At 65.0% G+C, this 25,400-nt stretch carries 20 protein-coding genes; 11 read left to right on the top strand and 9 right to left on the bottom strand.

The features are described from left to right. Nucleotides 1-63: 63 nt before the first annotated feature. Nucleotides 64-3,144, bottom strand: a complete 3,081-nt coding sequence (locus ACZ1JC_RS16905; protein WP_465135769.1) for a TonB-dependent receptor domain-containing protein — start codon at nucleotides 3,142-3,144, stop codon at nucleotides 64-66. Nucleotides 3,145-3,570: 426 nt separating this feature from the next. On the opposite strand from ACZ1JC_RS16905, the gene ACZ1JC_RS16900 reads away from it, so the two are divergent. The 3 genes from ACZ1JC_RS16900 to ACZ1JC_RS16890 all read left to right on the top strand — a co-directional run bounded on the left by ACZ1JC_RS16900 (nucleotide 3,571) and on the right by ACZ1JC_RS16890 (nucleotide 8,685). Continuing rightward, nucleotides 3,571-4,122, top strand: coding sequence for a hypothetical protein (locus tag ACZ1JC_RS16900; protein ID WP_465135770.1), 552 nt, complete (start codon nucleotides 3,571-3,573; stop codon nucleotides 4,120-4,122). Nucleotides 4,123-4,463: 341 nt separating this feature from the next. Beyond that, complete coding sequence (locus ACZ1JC_RS16895) at nucleotides 4,464-7,619, top strand: TonB-dependent receptor domain-containing protein (protein WP_465135771.1); 3,156 nt, start codon at nucleotides 4,464-4,466, stop codon at nucleotides 7,617-7,619. An 85-nt stretch (nucleotides 7,620-7,704) separates the two neighbouring features. Next, nucleotides 7,705-8,685 (top strand): 2OG-Fe(II) oxygenase, encoded by a 981-nt coding sequence (locus ACZ1JC_RS16890; RefSeq protein WP_465135772.1) that lies wholly within the window; start codon nucleotides 7,705-7,707, stop codon nucleotides 8,683-8,685. A 48-nt stretch (nucleotides 8,686-8,733) separates the two neighbouring features. On the opposite strand, the gene clpB is transcribed toward ACZ1JC_RS16890, so the two are convergent. Continuing rightward, a complete protein-coding gene (gene clpB / locus ACZ1JC_RS16885) occupies nucleotides 8,734-11,313 on the bottom strand; it encodes an ATP-dependent chaperone ClpB (protein ID WP_465135773.1) in 2,580 nt (859 codons plus the stop codon). 338 nt (nucleotides 11,314-11,651) lie between these two features. Here clpB and ACZ1JC_RS16880 point away from each other — a divergent pair, with 338 nt between their 5' ends. From ACZ1JC_RS16880 to ACZ1JC_RS16870, 3 genes are all read left to right on the top strand, one after another. After that, nucleotides 11,652-12,107, top strand: coding sequence for a nuclear transport factor 2 family protein (locus ACZ1JC_RS16880; RefSeq protein WP_465135774.1), 456 nt, complete (start codon nucleotides 11,652-11,654; stop codon nucleotides 12,105-12,107). Nucleotides 12,108-12,357: 250 nt separating this feature from the next. Next, nucleotides 12,358-15,258: a M16 family metallopeptidase gene (locus tag ACZ1JC_RS16875; protein ID WP_465135775.1), complete on the top strand. Its 2,901-nt coding sequence runs from the start codon at nucleotides 12,358-12,360 to the stop codon at nucleotides 15,256-15,258. A gap of 35 nt (nucleotides 15,259-15,293) precedes the next feature. Then, complete coding sequence (locus ACZ1JC_RS16870) at nucleotides 15,294-15,596, top strand: hypothetical protein (RefSeq protein ID WP_465135776.1); 303 nt, start codon at nucleotides 15,294-15,296, stop codon at nucleotides 15,594-15,596. 271 nt (nucleotides 15,597-15,867) lie between these two features. Here the strand turns inward: ACZ1JC_RS16870 and gatB are convergent, their stop codons facing one another. The 7 genes from gatB to ACZ1JC_RS16835 all read right to left on the bottom strand — a co-directional run bounded on the left by gatB (nucleotide 15,868) and on the right by ACZ1JC_RS16835 (nucleotide 22,041). Beyond that, complete coding sequence (gatB, locus tag ACZ1JC_RS16865) at nucleotides 15,868-17,370, bottom strand: Asp-tRNA(Asn)/Glu-tRNA(Gln) amidotransferase subunit GatB (RefSeq protein WP_465135777.1); 1,503 nt, start codon at nucleotides 17,368-17,370, stop codon at nucleotides 15,868-15,870. A 177-nt stretch (nucleotides 17,371-17,547) separates the two neighbouring features. Then, the gene (gatA, locus tag ACZ1JC_RS16860) at nucleotides 17,548-19,035 is read right to left on the bottom strand and encodes an Asp-tRNA(Asn)/Glu-tRNA(Gln) amidotransferase subunit GatA (protein WP_465135778.1); all 1,488 of its coding nucleotides are present in this window, start codon (nucleotides 19,033-19,035) and stop codon (nucleotides 17,548-17,550) included. Continuing rightward, nucleotides 19,035-19,337 carry an Asp-tRNA(Asn)/Glu-tRNA(Gln) amidotransferase subunit GatC gene (gatC, locus tag ACZ1JC_RS16855; protein ID WP_021234714.1) on the bottom strand — a complete coding sequence of 101 codons (303 nt, stop codon included), beginning with the start codon at nucleotides 19,335-19,337 and terminating at the stop codon, nucleotides 19,035-19,037. Before gatC ends, gatA begins: the two co-directional genes overlap by 1 nt. A 123-nt stretch (nucleotides 19,338-19,460) precedes the next feature. Continuing rightward, on the bottom strand, nucleotides 19,461-19,991 hold the full coding sequence (locus tag ACZ1JC_RS16850) for an FKBP-type peptidyl-prolyl cis-trans isomerase (protein ID WP_465135779.1): 531 nt from the start codon (nucleotides 19,989-19,991) through the stop codon (nucleotides 19,461-19,463). 11 nt (nucleotides 19,992-20,002) lie between these two features. Continuing rightward, nucleotides 20,003-20,596, bottom strand: a complete 594-nt coding sequence (locus ACZ1JC_RS16845; protein WP_465135780.1) for an FKBP-type peptidyl-prolyl cis-trans isomerase — start codon at nucleotides 20,594-20,596, stop codon at nucleotides 20,003-20,005. A gap of 345 nt (nucleotides 20,597-20,941) precedes the next feature. Then, complete coding sequence (gene rpsU / locus ACZ1JC_RS16840; protein ID WP_132386556.1) at nucleotides 20,942-21,148, bottom strand: 30S ribosomal protein S21; 207 nt, start codon at nucleotides 21,146-21,148, stop codon at nucleotides 20,942-20,944. Between the two features lie 242 nt (nucleotides 21,149-21,390). Beyond that, nucleotides 21,391-22,041 carry a hypothetical protein gene (locus ACZ1JC_RS16835; RefSeq protein ID WP_465135781.1) on the bottom strand — a complete coding sequence of 217 codons (651 nt, stop codon included), beginning with the start codon at nucleotides 22,039-22,041 and terminating at the stop codon, nucleotides 21,391-21,393. Nucleotides 22,042-22,207: 166 nt separating this feature from the next. Here ACZ1JC_RS16835 and crcB point away from each other — a divergent pair, with 166 nt between their 5' ends. The 5 genes from crcB to ACZ1JC_RS16810 are packed head-to-tail and all read left to right on the top strand — an operon-like array spanning nucleotide 22,208 to nucleotide 25,395. Then, nucleotides 22,208-22,615, top strand: coding sequence for a fluoride efflux transporter CrcB (crcB, locus tag ACZ1JC_RS16830; protein WP_465135782.1), 408 nt, complete (start codon nucleotides 22,208-22,210; stop codon nucleotides 22,613-22,615). Continuing rightward, nucleotides 22,612-23,919 (top strand): RluA family pseudouridine synthase, encoded by a 1,308-nt coding sequence (locus ACZ1JC_RS16825; protein WP_465135783.1) that lies wholly within the window; start codon nucleotides 22,612-22,614, stop codon nucleotides 23,917-23,919. The genes crcB and ACZ1JC_RS16825 overlap by 4 nt, the downstream gene beginning before the upstream one ends. Further along, a complete protein-coding gene (locus ACZ1JC_RS16820) occupies nucleotides 23,919-24,521 on the top strand; it encodes an FMN-binding negative transcriptional regulator (protein WP_465135784.1) in 603 nt (200 codons plus the stop codon). Before ACZ1JC_RS16825 ends, ACZ1JC_RS16820 begins: the two co-directional genes overlap by 1 nt. Beyond that, a complete protein-coding gene (locus ACZ1JC_RS16815; protein ID WP_465135785.1) occupies nucleotides 24,518-25,168 on the top strand; it encodes an HAD-IA family hydrolase in 651 nt (216 codons plus the stop codon). The genes ACZ1JC_RS16820 and ACZ1JC_RS16815 overlap by 4 nt, the downstream gene beginning before the upstream one ends. Beyond that, nucleotides 25,165-25,395, top strand: coding sequence for a hypothetical protein (locus ACZ1JC_RS16810; RefSeq protein WP_465135786.1), 231 nt, complete (start codon nucleotides 25,165-25,167; stop codon nucleotides 25,393-25,395). The genes ACZ1JC_RS16815 and ACZ1JC_RS16810 overlap by 4 nt, the downstream gene beginning before the upstream one ends. Nucleotides 25,396-25,400: the final 5 nt, after the last annotated feature.

Raw genomic sequence — 25,400 nt, 5'->3', positions numbered from 1 at the left:
ATACAAAGGCGGCGGCCCTCCCAGGGAAGACCGCCGCCGAAGACTAAACGTTCAAGGGAACGATTAGAAGTTCATGGTGATGCCGGTGAACACGTAACGACCCAGAGCGTCGTAGGTACCCGGGTAGGTGTTGCCGTTGCAGACCACGCTGGCGCAACCGGTCGAGGTGACCAGCGGCGGGTCCTTGTCGAACAGGTTGGTCGCACCCAGGCGCCAGGTCAGGTGATCGCCCAGAGCCGCCGTCAGAGTCAGGTCGAAGTAGTCCTGCGACTTGATCTTGGTGTCCAGGTCGTTCTGCTGCTGCAGCTGGTTCTTGGGAATAGACTGCAGCGTGCTCGACGCGTTGGCGAATTCGGTGGTGACACCCGAGAGGTGACGCCACTGGAACGACACGCCGATACCGCTGGCCGTGTTGAACGACACGCGGGCCTTATGGCGCCACTTGGGCAGCGGGGTGCCGCAAGTCGGGCCGTAGTAACCGGCGCAGTTGTACACCTCGGTCAGACCGTTATCGACCGTGTAGTGGTTCAGCCAGGTGCCGACCATGTTCAGGGTCAGACGGCCGGCATTACCGATTTCGGTGGTGTAGTTGCCGTTGAACTCCATGCCGCGGGTCTTCACGCTACCAACGTTGTGGTAGATGTCTTCCACGTAGCCGTCGGAGCTGAGCCACAGCGAACCGGCGGGGTTGCGATGGATGAGATCGCAGGCATCAGCCGCACCGTCCGAAACGCCGCAAGCAGCCAGGATCGCATCGGCGCCGTAACGCTGGATGGCGTCCTTCACCTTGATGTCGAACCAGTCGACGCTGCCGGTCAGACCCGGGATCCAGTGCGGAGCAAGCACGACACCGATGGTCTTGGTGGTCGACTTTTCCGGGTTCAGATCGGGGTTGCCGCCGATCAGGCCGTTGTACTGGCCAGCCGGGTTGACTGAGGTACCACCGGTGAGGCCCTGCGCGGCGCAAGCGGCGGAGAGTTCGTCCTGGCCGGCGCAAGGATCGGTCGTGCCGTCAAGCGCGACGATCTGCGGCGAGAACAGTTCCTGGATGTTCGGAACGCGAACGGCGCGGTTGTAACCGGCACGCAGGCGGATGTCCGAGATCGGAGCGAGTTCCACACCCAGCTTGTAGGTGCTGGTGTTGAAGGTACGGCCGTTCGAGATGCTGTAGTGCGAATAGCGGTAGCCGCCATTGAACGACAGGCTCTGAACGAAGCCGTCCTGAACGATCGGAACGTCGATTTCGCCGAACAGTTCGCTGACCTTGTAGCTACCCGCGGTCGAGAGCGTGGGAGCGCCCTGGCCGGTGAGGTCGCCCGTGGTGAAGGCTTCGTCGGTGTTCAGTTCCAGCGAGTCACGGCGATATTCGGCGCCGAGAGCGACGTTCACGCCATCCGAAGCGAGCGGCGACTGGATGCCGTATTCGCCCAGCATACCGGTGAAGGTGGCGCTGGCGACCTGCTGCGAGGTCTGGCCCTTCATGAAGCCGGTGGCCGACAGGTAATCGATCGCAGCCTGCGAAACGTTGCCACTGAAGATGTCGTAAGGAGCGCAACGCGACGACGGATCCGATATGGCAACGCGGCATACGTTGCTCGTTACACCAGTTTGGGGATTGGTGTAGCTAACCACGTCAAGCGCATTGGCCAGACGCGAAGCCGAGAACTCGTTCGAGTAGACCTGCGTGTAGTTGGTACGGCCATACTGGTAGTAAGCATCGTACGACCAGGCCTTGCCCAGCTCGCCGCGCGAACCGATGACGGTGCGGAACGCGGTGTGCTGGAGGTCGCTCTGGCGAGCGCCGCCCTGAACGTTACGCTGCAGCAACTGCATGAACGCCTTGTTGTACTGGCTGCCCCTGGGATCGGTAAAGTCGAGCGGACCCGCCCCCGGATTCGGGTTGAACGGCGCGCCGGAAGCCACCGGGAAGTTGCCGATATAGCCCGTAATCAGGTTGCTCGCCTGGCAGAGTTCTGCCTTCTGAGCGGCCGACATAAGCGGGTTGTCGCAGTTGATCGTCAGCGTGTTGCCGAAGTCGCCCGAAGGGGCGATCTGCGCAACGGTGCGGTCATCCATGAACATGAATTCCATGTACGGATGGATTGCTTCGCTGATTTCGTAGTCCGTAAAGACGCCAGCGGTGTAACGCTCGTCCGGACGCTGATAGTAGTTCAGCGGCGCGAAGTTGTAGATGTTCTGCGCGCCCTGCTTGATCGTGCCGGCACCCAGCGCGCCGATGGTCGACGACGAGGTGTTCGAGGGATCGTAGTAGAGCACGTTGCCCGGGTTGGCCGTGGCCGAACCGCCGCAGCTGAACACGCCGGTTTTGCTCACGCCGATCGAGCACGAAGAATAGTCGCGCTTGCGCTGCGTCACGGCGCTGGCACGGCGATAGCCGACATAGGCGGTGGCGTGGCCACGGCCGTCGTCGAAGCTGGTGCCGAACGCGGCAGTGACGTCATACTGACCACCGTCGGCATTGGTGCCGGTCGGGTAGGTGTAGTCGAGGTTGCCGGCACGCTTGTCGAGAATGCTCTGAGCGAAGTCATTGCCGTTGCTGTGCGTATAGAGGCCGTAGTTGGCGTCGATGCGGAAGCCTTCGAACTCGGTGTCCATCTGGAAGTTGACGACACCGGCAACGGCGTCCGCACCGTAGGTAGCCGAAGCACCGCCGGTCAGCACGTCGATGCGCTTCACCAGCGCGGCGGGGATGAAGTTAAGGTCGGCAGCCGACGAGGTGCTGTTCGGGTCGCCGGTCATCAGACGGCGGCCGTTGATCAGCACGAGGGTGCGCGACGGCCCAAGACCGCGAAGGTCGACCGTGGCGGTACCGGTGGCGCCGTTGGCAAGGCCCGAACTCTGACCCGCGACGACCTGCGGCAGCGAGTTCAGCAGGTCTTCCGTGCGGATCGTACCCTGCAGCTTGATGTCCTGCGAGGTGACGGTGGTGATCGGTGCGATCGAGGTCTGGTTCGGCGACGCGATGCGCGAACCGGTGACGACGATCGGCGTGCCGGCATCAGCAGGCGCGGCATCTGCGGGTGCAGCGGCGTCCTGCGCATAGGCAGCGCTGCTGACCAGAGCGAAGCCCAGCACCACGGGTGCTGCGCCTGCCTTCAGCGCGGTAAGAGTGGATTTTTTCACTGGTGTGTCCCTTTCATAAGGCGCGGCGTGACCCATGCGCCTTGAATTCCCCGGCAGTGCAAAATCCGAGCAACGATATTTCGCAACCCCGGAAGATGCCGTTTCATTGCGCAAAGCTGGGCTATCGCAAAGAGCCTTGCCTCTTGCGGCGCAACATTACCGTTACCTTGTGGCATATGCGCAACATTACAGATTTGCTGCGACGGACAGCCGCGCGTCGCAGCCGTCAAAACCAAGCCATCGGTCGTGGCATTGTCGCAACATTGCAAGAAACACGCCCTTAAAGTTCGCTCTTTTATTGCGCAACCGGACTCTCGCGCAGCGCATCCATTACGCGGATATGGCGCAAGCTTGCGAAAGCCCGCCGGGCCTTGCTACGCCCGTCTCGCGGCTGACCGGATGCAGCCGACATAAAAAGGACACACGATGCGCAGGACGATCAGCACGAGTCTGAAGACGATTATCGCCATTGCCCTGCTCACCCCCATTGCCGCCACGGCCGCACGCAAGGAGGCGGAATCCCCGGCACAGCCGGAACTGTTCCAGCGCCTTCTCGATTGCCGCACGATCACCGACAACACCGAACGTCTTTCCTGCTTCGATCGCCAAGCCTCTGCGCTGGACGATGCAGCACGCAAGAAGGAGATCGTCGTTGCCGACAAACAGGCCGTGCAACAGGCCAAGCGCGGCCTGTTCGGATTCGCCGCCCCGGTAGCCAAGCTGATGGGCTTCGGCGGCAGCGAGGAGGATGCCAACGAGATCAAGGAAGTGACGACCACGGTCCAGAGCGCGCGCCGCAACCCCAACGGCTGGGTGATCACTTTCGCCGACAACAGCACGTGGGAGCAGAACGACACCAACGATTTCGTCCTGTCCCCCAAGCCAGGCAACGAAGCTCGCATTACCCGCGGGGTACTCGGCACCTATTTCGTTTCGGTTCGCGGACAGACAGCGCTTAAGATGCGGCGTGTGCAATAATTCACACTTCGGCCGGCCCTTTGGAAACTGCACGATAATTACCAAAAGGACTTGGCGCGTGGAATTTTAGCCCATGCCTCGCGCTATATTCGACGCATCGTTGCGGCTTCCGCACCCAAACTCTGTTAATCCTGAAAAATCCCTGCAATAAATCTGTTACATAAACGCCACAAAGCAAAATTCATTATCCGTTCAGGTAGGAATACGGGTTGAACGGCCCGTCTGCTGAGGCAACACATCGTCCCATGGCGGCGGGCATTTTCCGATGCCTGTCAGCTACATCCACCCCCTCCCTGTTTGGTCACGCTGCGGGAGGCGGGTCGCAAACAAGGGACACACACTTGAAATCGACGCTCATGAAGGGCGCCCTGCGGGGCGCCACGAGCCTGACGGCGTTTGCCGTCCTGTGCTCGACCCAGGCTTACGCGCAAGAAGCGCCTGCCGACACCGCAAGCGACGCCGAAGCCGGCGAGGCCATCGTGGTCACCGGTTCGCGCATTTCGTCGCCGAACCTCGAATCGGCCAACCCTGTTGCCGTCCTTACCGGCGAGCAGATCTTCAGCTCCGGCAACCTTTCGGTGGGCGACCAGCTGAACGAACTGCCCATGCTGCGCAGCAACTTCAGCCAGGCAAACTCGACCCGCTTCCTCGGTACGCGCGGTCTTAACCTGCTCGACCTCTATGGTCTCGGAACGCAGCGCACGCTGGTTCTGGTGAACGGCCGCCGCCACGTCGGCAGCGACGTTCTCGTCAATGGCGTGTCGGTCGACGTCAACACGATTCCTGCCGACCTCATCGAACGCGTCGACATTCTGACCGGCGGCGCCTCTGGCGTCTACGGTTCCGACGCGATCGCCGGCGTCGTGAACTTCGTCATGAAGGAAGACTTCGACGGCATTCGCGCCCGCGCTCAGACCGGCATCTCCACTTACGGCGACGCTGGCAAGCAGTTCGTCTCTTTCGTGGCCGGCAAGAACTTCGCCGAAGGTCGCGGCAACATCACCCTGGCGGCCGAGTATTCGCACTCGGACGACTTCTACGCGTCCGACCGTCCCGGCCTGCGCCGCAACCAGAACTTCGTCATCACCGACGTCGATCCGGCCGGTTCGCCGAACGGTTCGAACGGGATTCCGGACCGCACGTTCTACAACGACATCCACTCGGCCACCATCTCGCTGGGCGGCCAGGTCGCAGCCTATGTGAATCCGACCGCAGCCCCCTGCGGCACCGGCACCAACGGCCGGGCCTTCACCTGCAACTACCTGTTCCAGCGTGACGGCTCGCTGGTGGCGCAGACCGGCGAACGCATCGGCATCGGTCCTAACGGCAGCTTCCAGGGCGGCAACGGCACGAACAGCCGCGAAGGCCAGCTGGTCGCGCTTTCTCCCGACCTGCAGCGCTACACCGTCAACCTGGCTGGCCATTACGAAGTCAGCCCCGCGCTGGTGCCGTTTTTCGAGGCCAAGTACAGCCGCACGGACGCGCGCGGTTCGCAGAGCGGTCCGTTCTTCTCGCAAGGCACCACGTTGGGCGACTCGCGCGAGCGGGTTCGCCTCGACAACCCGTATCTGAGCGACGACGCGCGTCAGACGCTGACCGATGCGTTCATGGCTTCGACGGTTAACGTGAACACCGGTGCTGCGCTCTCGTCCGCCGCACTCGCCGCACAGCGGGCCGCAATTGCCGATGGCTCGTTCCAGTTCAACCTTCGCCGCAACTGGACCGACTTCGGCATGCGCGACGAGCAGATCAAGCGCGAGACCTTCCGCATCGTCGGCGGCGTCAAGGGCGATTTCAACGATGACTGGCACTACGAACTGTCCGCCAACTATGGCGAGCACAAGGAACGCAACGTCATCACCGGCAACGTCAACGTCCAGCGCTACCTGCTGGCGCTTGACACGACGACGGACGCCAACGGCAACATCGTCTGCCGTTCGAAGGTCGACCCCTCGGCCGCGTTCTCGTACATCACTGGCGGCGACGCTTCCACCGACCCGCGTCTCGCCGGCGATATCGCAGCCTGCGTTCCGCTCAATCCCTTCGGTCAGGGTTCCGTCAGCCAGGCGGCCAAGGATTACATCCTGACCAAGAGCGTGGCGACCGGCAAGATCACCCAGTTCGACGCCGTGGGCTTCATCTCGGGCGACTCCAGCGAGTTCTTCAACCTGCCGGGCGGCCCGGTGGCCTTCTCGATCGGCGGCGAATACCGTCGCGAGACGCTGAAGTACAACCTCGATGACCTGACGCAGGAAGGTTACGCGTTCTACAACGCCATTCCGTCCTTCGACTCGCCCGCTTTCGAAGTGAAGGAAGCTTACGCGGAAATCGCGCTTCCGATCCTCAAGGACCGTCCGTTCTTCGAAGATCTGAGCGTGCGCGGCAGCGGCCGTATCTCGGACTACAAGGGCGCGACCGGCACCGTCACCACCTATGGCGCCGAAGCGATCTGGAGCCCGGTCCGCGACCTCAAGTTCCGCGGCACCTATGCCCGTGCAATTCGCGCGCCTAACCTGAGCGAACTGTACTCGGCCGTCGGCCAGAACTACGCGCCGAGCTTCGTCGACCCCTGCTCGGCCCGTAACATCGCCACCGGCACGACCAACCGCCCCGCCAACTGCGCCGCGGCTGGTATCCCCAGCTCGTACGACTACGCCTATTCGAGCTCGCTCGAAATCCTCAGCGGCGGCAACGTCAACCTGCGTGAGGAAACGTCGGATTCGTACACCGTGGGTGCCGTCATCCAGCCCCGCTGGGTCCCCGGCCTGTCGATCTCGGTCGATTACTGGGACATCACCGTCAACAACGTGATCGCTTCGGTTGACGCGCAGACCATCGCGGACCTGTGCTATGACTCGGCTTCGCTCGACAACCCGTACTGCGGGCTGTTCCAGCGCGCCGGTGCAAACGGTGGTCCCAACGGCGAACAGCCGTACCAGATCCTCGAAGGTTCGCTGCTGCAAAGCTCGCTGAACTACGCGAAGATGAAGGTTCGCGGCATCAACGTGGAAACCAGCTACGATCACCGGTTCGACTTCGGTCGCCTGACGCTGTCGGCTTACTGGACGCACTACTTCCAGAACGACACCTTCACCGATCCGACCGATCCGACCTACAAGGACACCTATCTCGACGAACTCAGCTACCCGTCGGATGCGGTGAACCTGAATGCGACGTTCCAGACTGGTCCGGTGAAGTTCAGCTACGGCCTGCGCTGGCTGGATGCCATGTATCTGAACGCTTACGAGGACTACAACTCGGTCAACGGCAACCCGCCGCAGAACGCGGACTACGCCCCGATCAAGAAGTACCCGGACGTGTTCTACCACGACATCCGCCTCGAAACGGAAATCGGCAAGGATTACACGTTCTACCTTGGCGTGGACAACGTCTTCAACAAGATGCCGCCGTACGGTCTGACCGGCGTCGGCGAAGGTTCGGGCGTTTACCCGAACATGGGTCGCTATTTCTACGCGGGCATCACCGCCAAGTTCTGATCGTAGCGATCACAAGCCTTCGAGGGGCGGCGGGTCATCCCGCCGCCCCTTTTCTTTGAAGACATGTCAGGCCAAGAGACTTTCCATGACCCTAGCCAGCGACCGAGCCCTTGCCGCCCTTGACAACGGCGATAATGCCGACGCCGTCGCGATTGCCCAGGATGCCGCGGCTCGCGGCGATGCCGACGCCTTGGCGCTGCTCGGACAATGGCGGCTGATCGGCAGCCCGCTTACGCGCGATCTTCCCGAAGCCCGGCGTTTGCTGCGCGCGGCAACGCTTGCCGGACATGAAGACGCGGCCCTGATGGAAGTGGCGCTGACCGCCAACGGCACCGGCGCGCCCGCAGACTGGGCCAGCGCCGTGGAATATCTCAAGGCGGCTGCGGATCGTTACGGCGGCCCGGCGGCGGATGATCTCGCCCTGTTGGAACAGATGAGCCTCGATGCGCAGGGCTACCCCTCCGTCCTCGGCGATCCGGAAGTCCTCGATGAAGCTTGCCAGGTCCGGCACTGGCGCGGCCTTTTCACGCCTGCCGAGTGCGCCCACATCGCCATGGCTGCGCGCGATCTGCTTGCGCCGTCAACGGTAGCCGATCCGCGCACGGGTCGCCTGATGGCACATCCCATCCGGACCTCCTCAGCTGCGGTCGTCGGCCCCACGCGCGAATCCCTGCCGCTACAGGCCATACTCCGGCGGATCGCCGCCGCCACCGGCACCCGCGTCGAGCAGGGCGAGCCGCTCAGCGTGCTCCACTACGCGCCGGGGCAGGAATACCGCGAGCACATGGATACCCTGCCCAACGAGCCCAACCAGAGGATCGCCACCGCTCTGGTCTATCTCAACACCGGCTACCTCGGTGGCGAGACGCGTTTTCCCCGGCAGGGCCTTTCCGTGGCGGGCGGCGGCGGCGACATGGTCGCCTTCCGCAATACACACGCAGACGGCGCGCCCGATCCCCGCAGCAGCCATGCGGGCGCCCCCGTTCGACAGGGCGCGAAGTGGGCGGCCACGCGCTGGATTCGTGCCGAACCCATCGACATCTGGAACCACCGCATTCCCGCGTAACGGGATGGAATGAAAAACGGGGGGCCGGTTTCCCGCCCCCCGTAGATTTTACGCCACGCTGATCGCCAGCGCCCCGTCGCCATCGTCGACCTTGACGTGCGAGCCATCCGGCACTTCGCCCGCCAGCAGCTTCTCCGCCAGCGGATCCTGCAGGTACCGCTGCACCGCCCGCTTCAAAGGCCTAGCGCCGTAGACCGGATCGTAGCCCACCCGGCCCAGCCAGCGCTTGGCGGCGTCGGTCAGGTCCAGCGTGATCTTGCGGTCCTTCAGCAGCTTCTGGACGCGCGCGACCTGGATATCGACGATCGGCCCCATGTGCTCCTGCCCAAGGCGGTGGAACAGCACGATCTCGTCCAGGCGGTTGAGGAACTCGGGCCGGAAATGCCCGCGCACCACTTCCATCACTTGCGGCTCCACGGTGTCCACGTCCTGCCCTTCATCAAGCTGGGTCAGGTACTGGCTGCCGAGGTTACTGGTCAGGATGATCAGGGTGTTGGTGAAGTCCACCACCCGGCCCTGCCCGTCGGTCAGGCGGCCATCGTCCAGCACTTGCAGCAGCACGTTGAACACGTCCGCGTGCGCCTTCTCCACTTCGTCGAACAGCACGACCTGATAGGGCCGGCGCCGCACGGCTTCGGTCAGCACGCCGCCTTCCTCGTAGCCGACATAGCCCGGAGGCGCGCCGATCAGGCGGGCCACCGCGTGCTTTTCCATGAACTCCGACATGTCGATGCGCACCATCGCGCTGTCATCGTCGAACAGGAAGCCGGCCAGCGCCTTGGTCAGTTCGGTCTTGCCGACGCCCGTGGGGCCGAGGAACAGGAACGAGCCCAGCGGTCGGTTCGGATCCTGCAGACCCGCACGCGCACGCCGCACGGCCTTGGACACGGCCGAAACGGCATCCTTCTGGCCGATCACGCGGGCGCCGATCATCTCCTCCATCTTGAGGAGTTTCTCGCGCTCGCCTTCCAGCATCTTGTCGATAGGCACGCCGGTCCAGCGGCTGACGACACCGGCGATGTCATCCTCGGTCACTTCCTCGCGCAGCAGCGCATTTCCGGCCTGCGCTTGCGCCTCGGCCAGCTTGCGCTCCAGCGAGGGGATCGTGCCGTAGGACAACTCGCCCGCCTTGGCGAGGTCGCCGCCGCGCTGCGCCTGTTCCAGTTCCAGCCGCGCCTGATCGAGCTGCTCCTTGATCTTGCCTTCGGCGGCGATCTTGTCGCGCTCGTTCTGCCAGCGGGTGGTCAGTTCGCTCGACTGCTGTTCGAGATTGGCCAGTTCCTCGCGCAGAGTGGCGAGGCGGTCCTTCGATGCCTCGTCGGTCTCCTTGCCGAGCGCCATTTCCTCGATCTTCAGCTGGATGATCCGCCGGTCGAGCTTCTCGATCTCCTCGGGCTTGCTTTCCACTTCCATGCGGATGCGGCTGGCGGCCTCGTCCATCAGGTCGATCGCCTTGTCCGGCAGGAAGCGGTTGGTGATGTAGCGGTTGGAGAGCGTCGCCGCCGCCACGATGGCGCCGTCGGTGATCCGTACGCCGTGGTGCAGTTCGTACTTCTCCTTCAGCCCGCGCAGGATCGAGATCGTGTCCTCGACCGTCGGCTCGCCCACGAAGACCGGCTGGAAACGGCGCTGCAGGGCGGCGTCCTTCTCCACGTACTTCTGGTACTCGTCCAGCGTGGTCGCACCGATGCAGTGCAGTTCGCCGCGCGCCAGCGCCGGCTTCAGCAGGTTGCCCGCGTCCATCGATCCTTCGGAGGCGCCCGCGCCGATCAGCGTGTGCATCTCGTCGATGAACAGGATGATCTGCCCGTCCGCGCCCTTCACTTCGTCGAGCACGGCCTTCAGCCGTTCCTCGAACTCGCCGCGATACTTGGCGCCCGCGATCAGCGCGCCCATGTCGAGCGCCATCAGACTGCGGCCCTTCAGGCTATCCGGCACGTCGCCATTGGCGATGCGCAGGGCAAGCCCCTCGGCAATGGCGGTCTTGCCGACGCCGGGATCGCCGATCAGCACGGGGTTGTTCTTGGTGCGGCGGGCAAGGATCTGCACGGTGCGGCGGATTTCCTCATCGCGGCCGATCACCGGGTCGAGCTTGCCCTCACGCGCGGCTTCGGTGAGGTCGCGCGCGTACTTCTTCATCGCGTCATAGGCGTTTTCCGCGCCCGCGCTGTCCGCCGTGCGGCCGCCGCGCAGATCGGTGATCGCCGCTTCCAGCGCCTGCGGCGTAAGGTTGGCCGCCTTCAGCGCCTGCCCGGCCGAAGTGGTGGTGGCGAGCGCCAGCGCCAGCAGCATGCGCTCCACGGTGACGAAGCTGTCGCCCGACTTGGTGGCAAGCTGCTCGGCCTGGTCCAGCACGCGCACGGCGTCGTTATCCAGCCCGGGCGACGCCTGCGCGCCGCTGCCGGATACCGCGGGCAACTTGGCCAGCGCCTTGTCCACTTCCTGCTGCGCGAACGCGGCATTGCCGCCCGCGCGCTGGATCAGGCCGGACGCCATGCCCTCGCTGTCTTCCAGCAGGGCCTTGAGGATGTGATCGGGACCGATGCGCTGGTGGTTCATGCGGATCGCAACGGTCTGCGCCGCCTGAAGGAAGCCCTTGGCCCGGTCGGTAAACTTTTCGAGATTCATGGTCGTGAATGCCTCCTGACCTCGATCATATAGTGTTGCATATTTACAACACAAGGCCTGCCCTGCGGATTTTCTTTCTGCCCGACTCGGGGCCCGAAAGCATTGATCGCGCTCAGTCTTTCCTCGTGACAGCGAATGCCGGAACCGGCCGGGCACCAAGATGGGTGTCTGCGCGCAGATTGCCACCCCCGATAACCCTGAACCGCGCGGCATTTTCTCCCCGCAAACGACGCCGGGGCGTTGATCGCGCGTCAAAGCTTGGCCTCCGCGCCCGCTTTGCCTAGCTTTCGCCGGGAAACCCGTAGCATCGGGCCAACCAACGGGAAGAGGCATCGACAGTGGCGAAATTCACCCCCCAGCAGGCAGCGGACGTGCTCGCGATCAAGCAGGTCGTCTATGAGTGGGGCGACGAGCTCGACCTCAACAACGGCCTCTCGATGCGCAAGGCGGACGTGCTGGCCGAAGACGTGGCCTACAACGTCGGCGGCGAATGGCGCGAAGGGTTGAAGGCGGTGGAAACCTTCTATCAGGGCCGTGCGGAGGCGCTGCGCGCGGGCGCCGGACTGATGACGATGCGCCACATCATCACCTCGCTGCGCGTCTCGTTCGACGATGCGGACAATGCCAAGGTCGGCTACCTGCTGGTGTTCTTCGCCGCCGTGGGCGAAGGACCGTTCGACAAGTATTGCGACCCGCTGGCCGTGGCTGACGTGAAGATGGAATGCCGCCGCGATGCCGATGGCGAATGGCGGATCACCCGCTTCGATTCGGGGCAGATCTTCCGGCGCGGATAAGTCGCCCAGTCAGGAAGTCGGACAAAAAGCTCGCATCTTAAATCCCGTCGCCCCCGCGAAGGCGGGGGCCCCGCTGCCTTTTGCTACATAGCCAAGAAAAGCGGGGTCCCCGCCTGCGCGGGGACGACGAGGTTTATGACGCAAAGGTGGCGCAGGCGATCAAAGCCCGTCAACCGTCTGAAACTCTGCCAATCGGTTGGGCTCAATCGAAACTCTGGTCAGTCGCGATCAACGTGATAGACCTTGCGCCATGCGTCTCGACCATCGTTCCAGCGCCATCGCGCTCGCCACCGCCCTTCTCCTGTCCGCCTGTGCCGGAGCGCCCGCCTCCAAGATGGCATCGACACCGCCGGCACCAGCCGTGCCCGCAGCGCCCCAGCCCGCTTCGCCGGCCGCGCTCGTTTCCAAGGTGGATATTCCTTACGAGAAGTTCGTGCTGGCCAACGGCCTCACCACCATCGTCCACACCGATCGCAAGGCGCCGATCGTCGGCGTCACGCTCTACTACCACGTCGGATCGCGCAACGAACCGCGCGGCAAGACCGGCTTCGCGCACCTCTACGAACACCTGTTCTTCGGTGGATCGTCCAACGTGCCCGATTTCGACGTGCCGCTGGATGCCGCCGGCTCCACGTCGAGCAACGGATCGACCTCCTACGACCGCACCAACTATGTAGAGACGGTGCCCACCGGCGCGCTGCCGCTGGCGATGTTCCTGGAAAGCGACCGCATGGGCCACCTGCTGCCCGCCGTCACCCAGGACAAGCTCGATAAGCAGCGGGGCGTCGTCCAGAACGAGAAGCGGCAGGGCGACAACCAGCCCTATGGTCTGGTCGAATATGCGCTGAACGAAGGGCTGCTGCCGGTCGGCCACCCCTATCGCCACACCACCATCGGTTCGATGGCGGACCTTGATGCGGCCAGCCTGAGCGACGTGCGCGCATGGTTCACCGATCACTACGGCCCCAACAACGCCGTGCTCGTGCTTTCCGGCGATATCGACGCCGCCACCGCCAAGCCGCTGGTCGAAAAGTGGTTCGGCCAGATCCCGCGCGGACCGGAAGTGGCGCCTGTCTCTGCCGGGCCCGTAACCCTGCCCGCCCCGCTCCATCGTGAGATCGCCGATCAGGTGCCGCTGGTCTACCTCTCCCGCAACTGGACCGGCCCCGGCCTCAACGATGCCGATGCCCCGGCTCTCGAAGTGGGCATGGACATTCTGGGCGGCCTCGCCAGCTCGCGGCTGGATAACGAACTGGTGCGCGGTCAGGAACTTGCCGTGGGCGTCACCGCCTCCGCGCAGATCGAGGAAGGCGTCAGCTTCCTGGGCATGGCGATGCAGGTGAAGCCCGGCGTCGATCGCGCCAAGGCCAATGCCGCCTTCGACAAGGTGCTGGCCGACTTTCTGCGTGACGGCCCGACCGAGGATGAAGTGCGCCGCGCCGTCGTCAGCACGCTGTCCGAAGAGATCGGCGGGCTGGAGCGCGTCGGCGGCTTCGCCGGCAAGGGCGCCACGCTGGCGGAAGGGCAGGCCTATTCGAACGACCCGGCCAAGTACAAGCATGACCTTGCCGCCATGGCCGCGCTGACGCCGGACCAGATCAAGGCGGCGATGAACAAGTGGCTCTCCCGCCCGGTCTACGCGCTGGACGTGGTGCCGGGCGAACGCACGATGGACGGCGCCAAGCTGGGCGGCTGGGGCGATGAGGACAAGACTCCTGCGCCGAAGCCGGACGCGAAGAAGCCCGCACCCGCGCTGCCGCCCGCCCCGAAGATCTCCGCCCCGCCGGTCGCCCCGGTGGGCGCGCTGGCCTTCCCGGCGATGGAGCGCACCACGCTTTCCAACGGCATTCCGGTGGTGCTGGCGCGCCGTACCGCTGTGCCGAAGCTGGTGCTGACGCTGGATTTCGACGCGGGCTACGCGGCGGATGCGCTGGACACGCCGGGCACGCAGGGCCTGATGCTCTCGATGCTCGATCAGGGCACCGCTACGCTCGACGCCACCCAGATTGCCGAGGCGCAGGAACGGCTGGGCGCCAGCATCTCCATCGACGGATCGCTGGACACCTCCAGCGCCACGCTGACCGCACTGACCGACAATCTTGGGCCCTCGCTGGACCTGCTGGCCGATGTGGTGCGCCACCCGGCCTTCGCCCCGTCCGAAGTGGAGCGCGTGAAGGCGCAGGCCGAAGCCTCGCTGGCGCAGACGCTGTCCTCGCCCCCCGCGCTCGCCCGCCGCGCGCTGGGCGCCGCGCTCTACGGTGCGCACCCCTATGCCCAGCCCAATGATGGACTGGGTCAGGCCGCCACCCTCGCCGCGCTGACACCGGATGCGCTGAAAGCCGCCCATGCCAAGTGGCTGCGGCCGGACCTCGCCCGCATCACCGTGGTGGGCGATGTGTCGATGGAGCAGCTGAAGCCGCTGCTCGAACGCGCGTTCGGCAACTGGCAGGCCCCGGCCACCCCCGCCCCGGTAAAGCCGCTGACCGCGCAGATCGCCGCCGGCAAGCCGCGCATCGTGCTGATCGACCGTCCGCACTCGCCCCAGTCGGTGATCCTGGCTGGGCGCGTGTTGCCGGTCACCGGCCGCACACCCGATACCGAAACGCTGCAGCTTGCCAACGACGTGCTGGGCGGCGGCTTCCTCTCGCGCCTGAACAAGGATCTGCGTGAGGAAAAGGGCTGGTCCTACGGCGTCCACAGCGGCGTCAGCAAGCCGATCGGGCCCAGCAGCTTCACGCTTTCCGCACCCGTCCAGTCGGACCGCACCGGCGCCTCGATCAAGGCGATCCTGGCGGACATGGCCGCCTATCCGGCCACCAAGCCGATCACGGACGAGGAATTCCAGCGCGTAACGGACGGCGCCATCCGCCAGCTTCCCAACTTGTTCGAAACCAACGGACAGGTGGCCGGCGCGATCAGCCAGAACGACCGTCTTGGCCGCCCCGAAGACTACTACGTGACGCTGGCCGCCAAGTACCGCGGCATCGACAAGCCCGCCGTCGCCAGCGCCGCCACGCAGTTCCTGCGGCCGCAGGGGTTGGTCTTCGTGATCGTGGGTGATCGCAAGGTGGTGGAACCCCAGCTCAAGGGGCTTGGCCTGCCGATCGAAATCCAGCAGGCACCCGCAGCAACGGGCGACGAATCGGAATGATCGATCCGCGCCGGACAACGAACAGGAGAATGTGAATGTCGCTTGGGGGAACCTACGAATGCTCGACCAAGACCCCGATGGGCAACCAGAAGGGCACGCTGACGGTCGTTCCGGGCGAAGGTGACAGCTTCACCGGCCAGATCACCGGCGACCTCGGCACGATGGACCTGCGCGGCGGCAAGATCAGCGGCAATCAGCTGAGCTGGAAGATGAAGATGACCTCGCCCATGCCGATCGACCTCGACTGCAAGGCGACCGTCGAAGGCGCCGAGCTTACCGGCACGATCAAGGCCGGCTTCTTCGGCACGATGCAGCTGACCGGCACCAAGGTCGCCTGAGATAGGCGAGCGATCGGGGTGGATGTGCCGATTGGGATGGCTATGCCGATAGCCATCCCAACAACCTCGCCGTCATCCCCGCGCAGGCGGGGATCCCGCTTGTTCTTGATGCGGCGCAAAGGCAACGCCCCCACCTGCCCTCCGGGCAGTTCATCCTGAGCGGCCGGCCTACTGGCCAGCAGAAGGGCGAGGCGACGAGATAAGGTTGATATGAAAAAGCCCCGGAAAGCGCGCTGCTTTCCGGGGCTTTTCTATGCGTTCGGTAAAGAGATCAGCCCAGCTTGGCCTTCAGGATCTCGTTCACCACCTGCGGGTTGCCCTTGCCGGCCATCGCCTTCATCGTCTGGCCGACGAAGAAGCCGAACAGCGCAACCTTACCTTCGCGGTACTGGGCAACCTTGTCGGCATTGGCGGCGAGGATCTCGTCCACCTTGGCCTCGATGGCGCCGGTGTCCGATTCCTGCTTCAGACCTTCGCGCTCAACGATGACGCCGGCATTGTCGCCGGTCTCGAACATCGTTTCGAGAACCTGCTTGGCGATCGAGCCGGAGATCGTGCCCTTGCCCACCAGAGCCAGCAGTTCCGCCGCCTGTTCGTGGCTGATCGGCGAGTCTTCCAGCGATTTGCCCTGCTTGTTGAGCGCGCCGAAGAATTCGGAAATCAGCCAGTTGGCCGCCTGCTTGGCCACTTCGGACGGAGCCTTGCCCTGTGCAGCAGCGGTTTCGGCCAGCAGCGCCTCGAACCATGCGAAAGTATCGACATCGGCGGTCAGCACGGCGGCGTTGTAGGCTGAAAGGCCCAGTTCGCCTTCGTAACGGGCGCGCTTGGCGTCCGGCAGCTCGGGCAGGCTCGCGCGGCATTCCTCAAGGAAGGCATCGTCGAGTTCGAGCGGCAGCAGGTCCGGATCGGGGAAGTAGCGATAGTCGTGCGCGTCTTCCTTCGACCGCATCGAACGCGTGGAGCCGGTGGTCGGATCGAACAGGCGGGTTTCCTGCACGATCTTGCCGCCGCTTTCCAGCACATCAACCTGACGGCTGGCTTCATGCTCGATCGTCTGCATGACGAAGCGCACGGAGTTGACGTTCTTGGTCTCCGTACGGGTGCCGAACGGCTCGCCGGCCTTCCGCACCGAGACGTTGACGTCGCAGCGCATCGAGCCCTGATCCATGTTGCCGTCGCACGAGCCGACATAGCGCAGGATCTGACGCAGCTTGGCCACGTAAGCCCCGGCCTCTGCGGGCGAGGTCATGTCCGGGCGGCTGACGATTTCCATCAGCGCCACGCCGGAACGGTTGAGATCGACATAGGACATCGTCGGATGCTGGTCGTGCATCAGCTTGCCCGCGTCCTGCTCGACGTGGATGCGCTCGATGCCGATCACCTTGTCGGCCGGGATGCCCGCCTTCTCGTCCGCCTCGATCGTCAGCGAGCCTTCGCCCACCAGCGGGTGGTAGAGCTGGCTGATCTGGTAGCCCTGAGGAAGATCGGCGTAGAAGTAGTTCTTGCGGTCGAAGCGCGACCACTTGTTGATCTGCGCCTCGATCGCCATGCCGGTACGCACGGCCTGACGGATGCATTCGCGGTTCGGAACCGGCAGCATGCCCGGCATCGCCGCGTCGATCAGCGAGACCTGCGAGTTCGGCTCCGCGCCGAACGCGGTGGCAGAGCTGGAGAACAGCTTGGAGTTCGAGGTGACCTGCGCGTGGACTTCGAGGCCGATCACGACCTCCCAGTCACCGGTGGCGCCCTGGATGCGATAGGTTGATTCAGTCATCGTGTTTCGGTCCACTTCTGGGGCGACGCAGCAGCCGATGCCGCTGCCTCACCCCGTCATTTGTTTCCCGCTCCGGCACTTTGCGCCGAGTTGCGGGTCGGTCGTCTTCCCTTTTCGGCTCCCGGATCGGCAACACCTCCGCGATGCCGCTGACCAGTTCGAAAAGGAACGACCAGCTTACCACCACTTCTCCGGCTTGGCCGCGAACAGCGCGCGCTGTTCCAGCGCGAGACCGGCGTTCAACACGCCCTGTTCGTCGAATGCCTTGCCGATGACCTGAAGACCCAGCGGCAGACCTTCGCGGTTGAGGCCGGCCGGGACCGACATCGCCGGAAGACCCGCAAGCGAGGCCGGCACCGCGAAGACGTCGTTCAGGTACATCTTCAGCGGATCGTCGACGTTCTCGCCAAGGCCGAAGGCGGCCGAAGGCGCGGTCGGCGCGAGGATCACGTCGCACTGCTCGAAAGCCTTGGCGAAATCCTGCGCGATCAGCGCGCGGACCTTCTGGGCCTGCGTGTAGTAGGCGTCGTAGAAACCGGCCGAAAGCACGTACGTACCGATCAGGATGCGGCGCTTCACCTCGGGGCCGAAACCGGCGGCGCGGGTCGCGGCGTACATGTCCTGAAGGTTCGCACCGTCCGGCAGATCGCGCAGGCCGTACCGCACGCCGTCATAGCGGGCGAGGTTCGACGAGGCTTCGGCCGGGGCGATGATGTAGTAAGTCGGCAGCGCGTACTTGGTGTGCGGCAGCGAAATCTCGACGATCTCCGCGCCCGCATCCTTCAGCCAGGCAATGCCGTCGTCCCACGACTTGGCAACATCGTCGTCCAGGCCATCGACGCGGTATTCCTTGGGAATGCCGACCTTCTTGCCCTTCATGTCGCCCGAAAGCGCGGCTTCCCAGTTCGGCACCGGGAGGTCGAGGCTGGTCGAATCCTTGGCATCGAAACCGGCCATGGCTTCGAGCATGATCGCGCAGTCCTGCACCGAGCGGGCCATCGGGCCTGCCTGGTCGAGCGAGCTGGCGAACGCCACCACGCCCCACCGCGAGCAGCGGCCATAGGTCGGCTTGATGCCGGTGGTGCCGGTGAAAGCGGCCGGCTGGCGGATCGAACCGCCGGTGTCGGTGCCGGTCGCCGCCGGGCAGAGACGCGCGGCGAGCGCGGCCGAGGAACCGCCCGAGGAACCGCCGGGCGCGAGCGGGGCATTGCCACCGTCATTGCGCTTCCACGGCGAGATCACGTTGCCGAAATAGCTGGTCTCGTTCGACGAGCCCATGGCGAACTGGTCAAGGTTCAGCTTGCCCAGCATGCCCGCACCGGCATCCCACAGCTTCTGCGAGACGGTGGATTCGTACTGCGGCTTGAAGCCTTCCAGCATGTGGCTGGCGGCGGTGGTCTGCACGTCGAAGGTGGCGAACAGATCCTTCATGCCGATCGGCACGCCGCCCATCTTGCCCAGAGCCTCGCCCTTGGCGCGCTTGGCGTCGGTGGCCTGCGCGGCCTCGATCGCCTTTTCGGGGGTGGTGATGATGAAGGCGTTCAGCGCTTCCTGCGCGGCGGCGACGTTCGCGTTGAACGCCTGCGCCACTTCGACGGCGGTGAAATCGCCGCCCGCAACACCGTCGCGGATCTGCGCGACGCCGAGTTCCGTAAGATCAGTCATTATTCGATCACCTTGGGCACGCCGAAGAAGCCGTGTTCGGCGGCGGGAGCATTGGCCAGAACGGCATCGCGCTTGTCGCCGCCGGTCAGCGGATCGGCATCGATCACGTCGTCGCGCAGGCGCAGCGTATTGGGGATGACGGCGGTCATCGGCTCGACTTGCGAAGTATCGACTTCGCCAAGTTGCTCGACCCAGGCGAGAATGCCGTTGAGTTCGGGGACCATCGCCTCGATTTCAGCCTCGCTCACCTTGATGCGGGCAAGGCTGGCGATCTTCGCAACGGTTGCGGTATCGACCGACATGGCTTTCCTTCACGATAAATCCGGCACGCGGCTGCCGCGCACCGGAAAGTTCAGGCCGGGGCGCTAGCACCCGGCCGGAATTGCTTCAAGCATCGAGCGGCCCACGAAGGGCCGCCGACGTCTTTATTGCTTGGGTTGTTGTGTCGCAGGGGCGCCAGCCGGATCACTCTGATCCGCTTCGTGCTGGGCCTGAACTTGCGCCATCATCTGTTCGAATTCGGCGCGGGTCTTCCAGTCGATCAGCTGCACTTCGAACACGAGGTCCGAATTTGCCGGGATCGGGCCGGTAGCTTCGGCACCGTACCCCAGCGCGGCCGGGATCGTCAGGCGATAGGAACCGCCGCGCTGCATCTGCACGAGGCCATCGGCAAAGCCGGGAACCACGTCGCCCACGGCCATCGGCGTCGCGTCCGACTGGTCGAACACGGTGCCGTCCTTGAGCATGCCCTTGTAGGCGATCAGCACGAAGTCGTCGCGCGTGGGCATGGCGCCCTCACCCTTGGTCACCGTTTCCACGGTAACCTTGGGCGCAGCCGGAGCGGCAGCAGCGGGGGCCGCAGCAACCGGCGCGGCAGCGGGCTTCGCAGCCGCGTGAGCGGCCACGGGGAGTGCGAGCGCCAGCCCGGAGGCCAGCGCGAGGGGGGCGAACTTCACCGGGCGCGCGATCAGGGCTGGACCGGGGCGCCGGCAGGCGCGCCTTCGGGAGCCGCACCGCCGGGGGCCACACCGCCGGGAACTGCGCCGCCGGGCATCGCGCCGGCCGCAGCGCCGCCCTGCTGCATCTGCATCTGCTGCAGCTGCTGAAGGATGCGCTGCTGCTGCTCGATCTCGGCGCGGCTCTTGAAGTCGATCAGTTCGATTTCGAACTTCAGATCGCTGTTCGGCGGAATCGGGCCGGCACCCTTGGGGCCGTAACCGAGCGCAGCCGGGATCTCGACATCGTACTTGCCGCCGCGCTGCATCTTCACCATCGCCTTGCCGAAGCCGGGGATCACTTCCGCCAGGGCCATCGGGGCGTTCTTCTGCTCGTCGAACACCTTACCGTCCGGCAGGGTGCCCTTGTAGTTGATCAGCACCACGTCATCCATGGTCGGCGATTCGCCCGAACCGGCCTTGATCGTCTCGACATGGACCGAAGGCGGCAGCGAGGCATAGGCGATGCCGGCAGCGGCGAGCGCGATTGCGGCCACGCCGATCCAGATCTTGGCAACGGCGCCCTTGGCAATCGGCTGCAGCGGGACGCGGGTGATCTCTGTCATGGAGCCTTCCTGGTTTATCTTGTGGCGCCGGTTGGGCTGCGTTCGCGCGCGGGACGCGGATACGCAAAAGGGCGCGGGATTCGTCCGCGCCCTCATGGATCAGGAAAACGCAACCATCAAGCGATTAAGCCGCGTTTCCGGTTGCCCGATATGCAGCAGGCCGCAAGATCGCGGAACCGAATGGGCGGGCAGGCAAATAAACGGCAGGCAAGCGAAAGCGGCCCGCGCCCTCACCCGACTTGTCCGCCCCGGCAAAACCGGAAGCAGTATCGGATGAGGGCGCGAGCCGCCCGAGACATGCCTGCAAGGCGCAGGGACAATCCCCACGCCTATCGGCAAGTGCTCTTACTTGACGCCGTCGCGCTCGAGACGCTTGCGCTCCAGCTTGCGGGCGCGGCGAACGGCAGCAGCCTTTTCGCGTGCACGCTTCTCGGAGGGCTTCTCGAAGTGACGACGCAGCTTCATCTCGCGGTAAACGCCTTCACGCTGCAGCTTCTTCTTGAGAGCCCGGAGAGCCTGATCGACGTTGTTGTCGCGGACGAGAATCTGCATAAACCGACACACCTCACAAATCGAAAGCACTGTTTCCGCATTCCGACGCGGAAGGTGCCCTGAGAAAATACGAAAATACGCCGAATCCCTTGCGAGGTCGGCTCGAAGTTGGGGGCCGCTAGCACCAACGGGGCTGCAAGGCAAGCAATGTCGGCACAATCGAGGCCGAAATAGCCGCTTTCACACAGTCCTCCGCCGGGCGCGGCTGCCCGACGGAGGATGTTCTACACCAATATGGCCAATCAGGCCAGTTGGTCGACGATCAGGCCGGAAGCCGTGGTTTCGCTGACGCCGGAGGCCGAATACGTGCTGCCAGTGCTCTGCGTGTCCTTCAGGTTCTGGATGAAGGCCAGGATCGCATCGAGCGCTTCCGACGTGGAATCGGTCGAATCCGTGGAATCGGTGTCATCGGTCGAATCGGTGGAAGTCGAATCGTCCGTATCGTCGGTTTCATCGGCCGCGCCCGTCGGCGGCGGACCCGGAGGCGGACCGCCGGCACCCTGGGGACCGCCCGGGCCGCCCATGCCCTCTACACCGCCCATCGCCTCTTCACCGCCGGCCGAAGCCGAGGCATCCGTGGCGGACGAGCCCGAAGGCCCCTGTGCGAACAACGATTGCAGCGCACTCGCCTGATCCTCGGTCAGCGTGCCGGACGATACCTGATCGGAAATCAGCGAATCGATCCGGTCCTTCATCTGCGAAGGATCGAGGCGGCTGCCTGAAGAACTGCTGGAGGAAAGCGAACTGTCGATCGAATCGAGCGCCGATTCCAGAGCCGAGGCATCGGTGTCGGTGATCGAACCGCTGGAAACGGCGGACGTGATCTTGTCGTCCATATCCTTGCGGGGATTGAACAGAGCGCTCATGGCGCTCGTTGCGGATGAGACTTGCATTGAATGTCTCCTTGCGGAGTGGGGTCGCACCCAGGGCTCTTTATAGAGTGCGGCACGCGGCAACCGGTCAAAGCGCACACAAGTATCTGCACGGATGAGGCGCTTCATTTGCCCATCCGCTCCACCACGATTGGAAATCCGCGCATTCGCGGCTAAGGCGGGCTCAATGCCCCAACCTTCCTTCCTCCTCGCCTCCTGTCTGGTGGTGCTGGGCGGCGCGGTCGGCTCATGGCTGCGGTTTGCCGTTGCCTATGCCTTCAGTGCCCTGCTTGGCCCCGTCCGTGCACTGGCGTTTCCCTATGGCACGCTGACGGTGAATATCGTCGGCAGTCTTGTCATGGGCCTGCTCGTCGGGTGGCTCGGCCGCTCGGCACCGGGTGGAGAGGGCCTGCGCCTGTTAGTCGGCGTGGGCGTGCTAGGGGGCTTCACCACGTTTTCTTCCTTCAGCCTCGATACCGTCGCGCTTGCCCAGCGCGGCCAACCGGGGCTTGCCGTGTTTTACGTCGCGATTTCGCTGGCCGCCGGCCTTTGCGCGCTGTTCCTCGGCCTTACCATGATGAGGAGCGCCGCATGAGCCGCCCAGAGAATACCGATACCGTCCGCCAGTTCACCGTCGGCCACGACGACGAAGGCGTCCGCCTTGACCGCTGGTTCAAGCGCCACCTGCCGCAAGTCGGCTTCGCCATGGTCTCGCGCTGGGCGCGCACCGGCCAGCTGCGCGTCGACGGCAAGCGCGCCGATGTCGATACCCGCCTTTCCGCCGGGCAAGTCCTGCGCGTGCCGCCGGGCGGCGAGCCCAAGCCCGGCCTTGGCGCCTCGCGCCCGCGCCGCGAACTGACCGAGGAAGAGATCGAGCGCGCAGACGCCATGGTGCTGACGCAGGATCGCGCCGCCATCGTGCTCAACAAGCCGCCGGGCCTCGCCACGCAGGGCGGTTCGGGCATGAAGGAACATGTCGACGGCCTGCTGGACGCCTATGCCGACAAGGGCCCGCGCCCCCGCCTGGTCCACCGTCTGGACAAGGACACCTCGGGCGTCCTGCTCGTCGCCCGCACGCCGGGCAGCGCGGCATTCTTTTCCAAGCGGTTCTCCGGCCGCACTGCCAAGAAGATCTACTGGGCGCTCGTCGTCGGCGTGCCCAGCATCAACGACGGCATGATCGAACTGCCGATCGCCAAGCAGCCGGGCACCGGCGGCGAGAAGATGCATGTGGACGAGAAGGAAGGCCAGACGGCCAAGACGCGCTACCGCGTGCTGGACCGTGCCGGCAACCGCGCCGCATGGGTGGAACTGCACCCGCTGACCGGCCGCACCCACCAGCTGCGCGTCCACATGGCGGCGATCGGCCACCCGATCGTGGGTGACGGCAAGTACGGCGGGCAGGAAGCGTTCCTCTCCGGCACGATCAGCCGCAAGATGCACCTCCACGCCCGCCGCCTGATCATCGAGCATCCGGACGGCGCCCCGCTGGACGTGACCGCCCCCCTGCCCGAGCACTTCGCCAATTCGATGGAATCGCTCGGCTTCGATGAGGCCGATGGCGCCGAACTGCCCGAAGGCGCGCCGGTGTTCACCAAGGACGACGAAAAGCGTGCCGCCAAGGCCCACGCCAAGCAGTACCGCAAGGAACGCCGCGGCGAACGCCGTTCGCGCCGCGACGGCGCCTCCGAACGCCCCGGCTCGCGCGGAAAGCCCAGCGGCAAAGCGGGTGGCAAGCCGAGCGGTCCGAAGGCCGGTCCGCGCAAGGCCGCAGGCAAGCCGGTTGCCGGAAAGCCCGCAGGCGTTCGCAAGCCGGCCGGCCCGCGCAAGCCTTCCGGCGGCGCTGGCGGGCGGCCCAGCGGCTCTCCGGGCGGCGGCGCACCGCGCGGCAAGCGCTGATGCACCCCAACGCGCAGTTCCGTCCGGCCGATCGCATGATGGCCGAGGCGCTGGTGGAGGAGATCGGCTTCGGCATGATTTTCGCCACCACGCCGGACGGGCCGCGCGTTGCCCACACCCCCCTGCTCTGGACCGGGGATGGCGCCGTGCAGTTTCATCTGGCGCGCGGCAACGCCCTTACCCGCCACATTGCGGACACCAATGCGCTGGCCGTCGTGAACGGGCCTGACGCCTACGTCTCGCCGCGCTGGTATGAGAGCAGCGAACAGGTGCCGACGTGGAATTACGTCAGCGTGGAAATGGAGGGCCGCGTGCGGCGGATGGACGACGAAGGCCTGATGGGCCTGCTCGAAGCCCTTTCCGCCCGTAACGAGGCGCGCATTTCGCAGGGTGAGGCCTGGACCATGGACAAAGTCTCGCCCGGCTATCTCGCGAAACTCAAGGCCGGCATCGTCGGCTTCGAGCTGGAAGTGCAGGCCTGGCGGCCGACGTTCAAGCTCTCCCAAAACAAGCCCGCCGACGAACGCGAACGCGTCGCGCTGGGGCTCGAAGCTGAAGGTTCGCGCGCGATTGCGCAGCTTATGAGGGATTTGGTTGGATGAAATTCGCCGTCTTCGATTGCGACGGCACGCTGGTCGACGGGCAGGCACCGATCTGTGAGGCGATGGAGGCGACTTTCGCCCAGTTCGGCCTGCCCGCCCCCTCGCGCGGGTTGATCCGGCGCGCGGTGGGCCTGTCGCTGCCGCAAGCGATGCGCCAGTTGCTGCCTGACAGCGACGAGGCGCAGCAGCACGCCATGGCCGATGGCTACAAGGCCGCGTTCCGGCAGGCGCGCACCGAGGGGCGCGTCTCGCAGCCGCTGTTCCCGGGCATCGCCGAAGTGCTGCACGGCTTGCAGGACGCCGGCTGGACGCTGGGCGTCGCCACTGGCATGTCCGACCGCGGCCTGTCGTTCTGCCTGGAGGCGAACGGCATCAAGGACCTGTTCGTCACGCTCCAGACGGCGGACCGCCACCCCTCCAAGCCGCATCCCGCGATGCTGGAGGAAGCGATGGACGATGCCGGCGCACGGCCGGGCGAAACGGTGATGATCGGCGATACCGTCTACGACATGCAGATGGCCACCAATGCCGGCGCGCGCGGGATCGGTGTGGACTGGGGCTATCACCACCCCACCGAAATGATCGCCGCCGGGGCCGAAAAGGTCTTCGAAACCCCGCAGCAACTGCTGGAGCACCTCCTCGCATGACGACCGACAGCAATGGCGCCGGCGCCAAGGATCCGGCCCGCAATCGCTGGATCACCATCCAGCTTGTCCGCCTGTTCGGCGTGGCCTGCGTGGTCGCCGGCATGGCGATCGGCGCGAACAAGCTGCAATGGCCGCTCTGGCTGGGCTATCTGCTCATCCTCAATGGCATGATCGACGTCTTCGTCATTCCCCGCCTGCTTGCGCGCAAGTGGCGCAGCGGCAACTGACCGGA

The organism is Sphingomonas sp. BL-S-28 (assembly GCF_055521515.1).
Note: the sequence above shows the minus strand (reverse complement) of the source record. Positions and strands in the feature narration are given on the sequence as shown.

Excerpts from the sequence above, each read along its gene's own strand:
- ACZ1JC_RS16900 (WP_465135770.1), top strand. The coding sequence starts at position 3,571 with ATGCGCAGGACGATCAGCACGAGTCTGAAGACGATTATCGCCATTGCC.
- ACZ1JC_RS16890 (WP_465135772.1), top strand. The coding sequence starts at position 7,705 with ATGACCCTAGCCAGCGACCGAGCCCTTGCCGCCCTTGACAACGGCGAT.
- clpB (WP_465135773.1), bottom strand. The coding sequence starts at position 11,313 with ATGAATCTCGAAAAGTTTACCGACCGGGCCAAGGGCTTCCTTCAGGCG.
- ACZ1JC_RS16875 (WP_465135775.1), top strand. The coding sequence starts at position 12,358 with ATGCGTCTCGACCATCGTTCCAGCGCCATCGCGCTCGCCACCGCCCTT.
- ACZ1JC_RS16870 (WP_465135776.1), top strand. The coding sequence starts at position 15,294 with ATGTCGCTTGGGGGAACCTACGAATGCTCGACCAAGACCCCGATGGGC.
- gatB (WP_465135777.1), bottom strand. The coding sequence starts at position 17,370 with ATGACTGAATCAACCTATCGCATCCAGGGCGCCACCGGTGACTGGGAG.
- gatA (WP_465135778.1), bottom strand. The coding sequence starts at position 19,035 with ATGACTGATCTTACGGAACTCGGCGTCGCGCAGATCCGCGACGGTGTT.
- gatC (WP_021234714.1), bottom strand. The coding sequence starts at position 19,337 with ATGTCGGTCGATACCGCAACCGTTGCGAAGATCGCCAGCCTTGCCCGC.
- ACZ1JC_RS16845 (WP_465135780.1), bottom strand. The coding sequence starts at position 20,596 with ATGACAGAGATCACCCGCGTCCCGCTGCAGCCGATTGCCAAGGGCGCC.
- rpsU (WP_132386556.1), bottom strand. The coding sequence starts at position 21,148 with ATGCAGATTCTCGTCCGCGACAACAACGTCGATCAGGCTCTCCGGGCT.
- ACZ1JC_RS16835 (WP_465135781.1), bottom strand. The coding sequence starts at position 22,041 with ATGCAAGTCTCATCCGCAACGAGCGCCATGAGCGCTCTGTTCAATCCC.
- crcB (WP_465135782.1), top strand. The coding sequence starts at position 22,208 with ATGCCCCAACCTTCCTTCCTCCTCGCCTCCTGTCTGGTGGTGCTGGGC.
- ACZ1JC_RS16825 (WP_465135783.1), top strand. The coding sequence starts at position 22,612 with ATGAGCCGCCCAGAGAATACCGATACCGTCCGCCAGTTCACCGTCGGC.
- ACZ1JC_RS16820 (WP_465135784.1), top strand. The coding sequence starts at position 23,919 with ATGCACCCCAACGCGCAGTTCCGTCCGGCCGATCGCATGATGGCCGAG.
- ACZ1JC_RS16815 (WP_465135785.1), top strand. The coding sequence starts at position 24,518 with ATGAAATTCGCCGTCTTCGATTGCGACGGCACGCTGGTCGACGGGCAG.
- ACZ1JC_RS16810 (WP_465135786.1), top strand. The coding sequence starts at position 25,165 with ATGACGACCGACAGCAATGGCGCCGGCGCCAAGGATCCGGCCCGCAAT.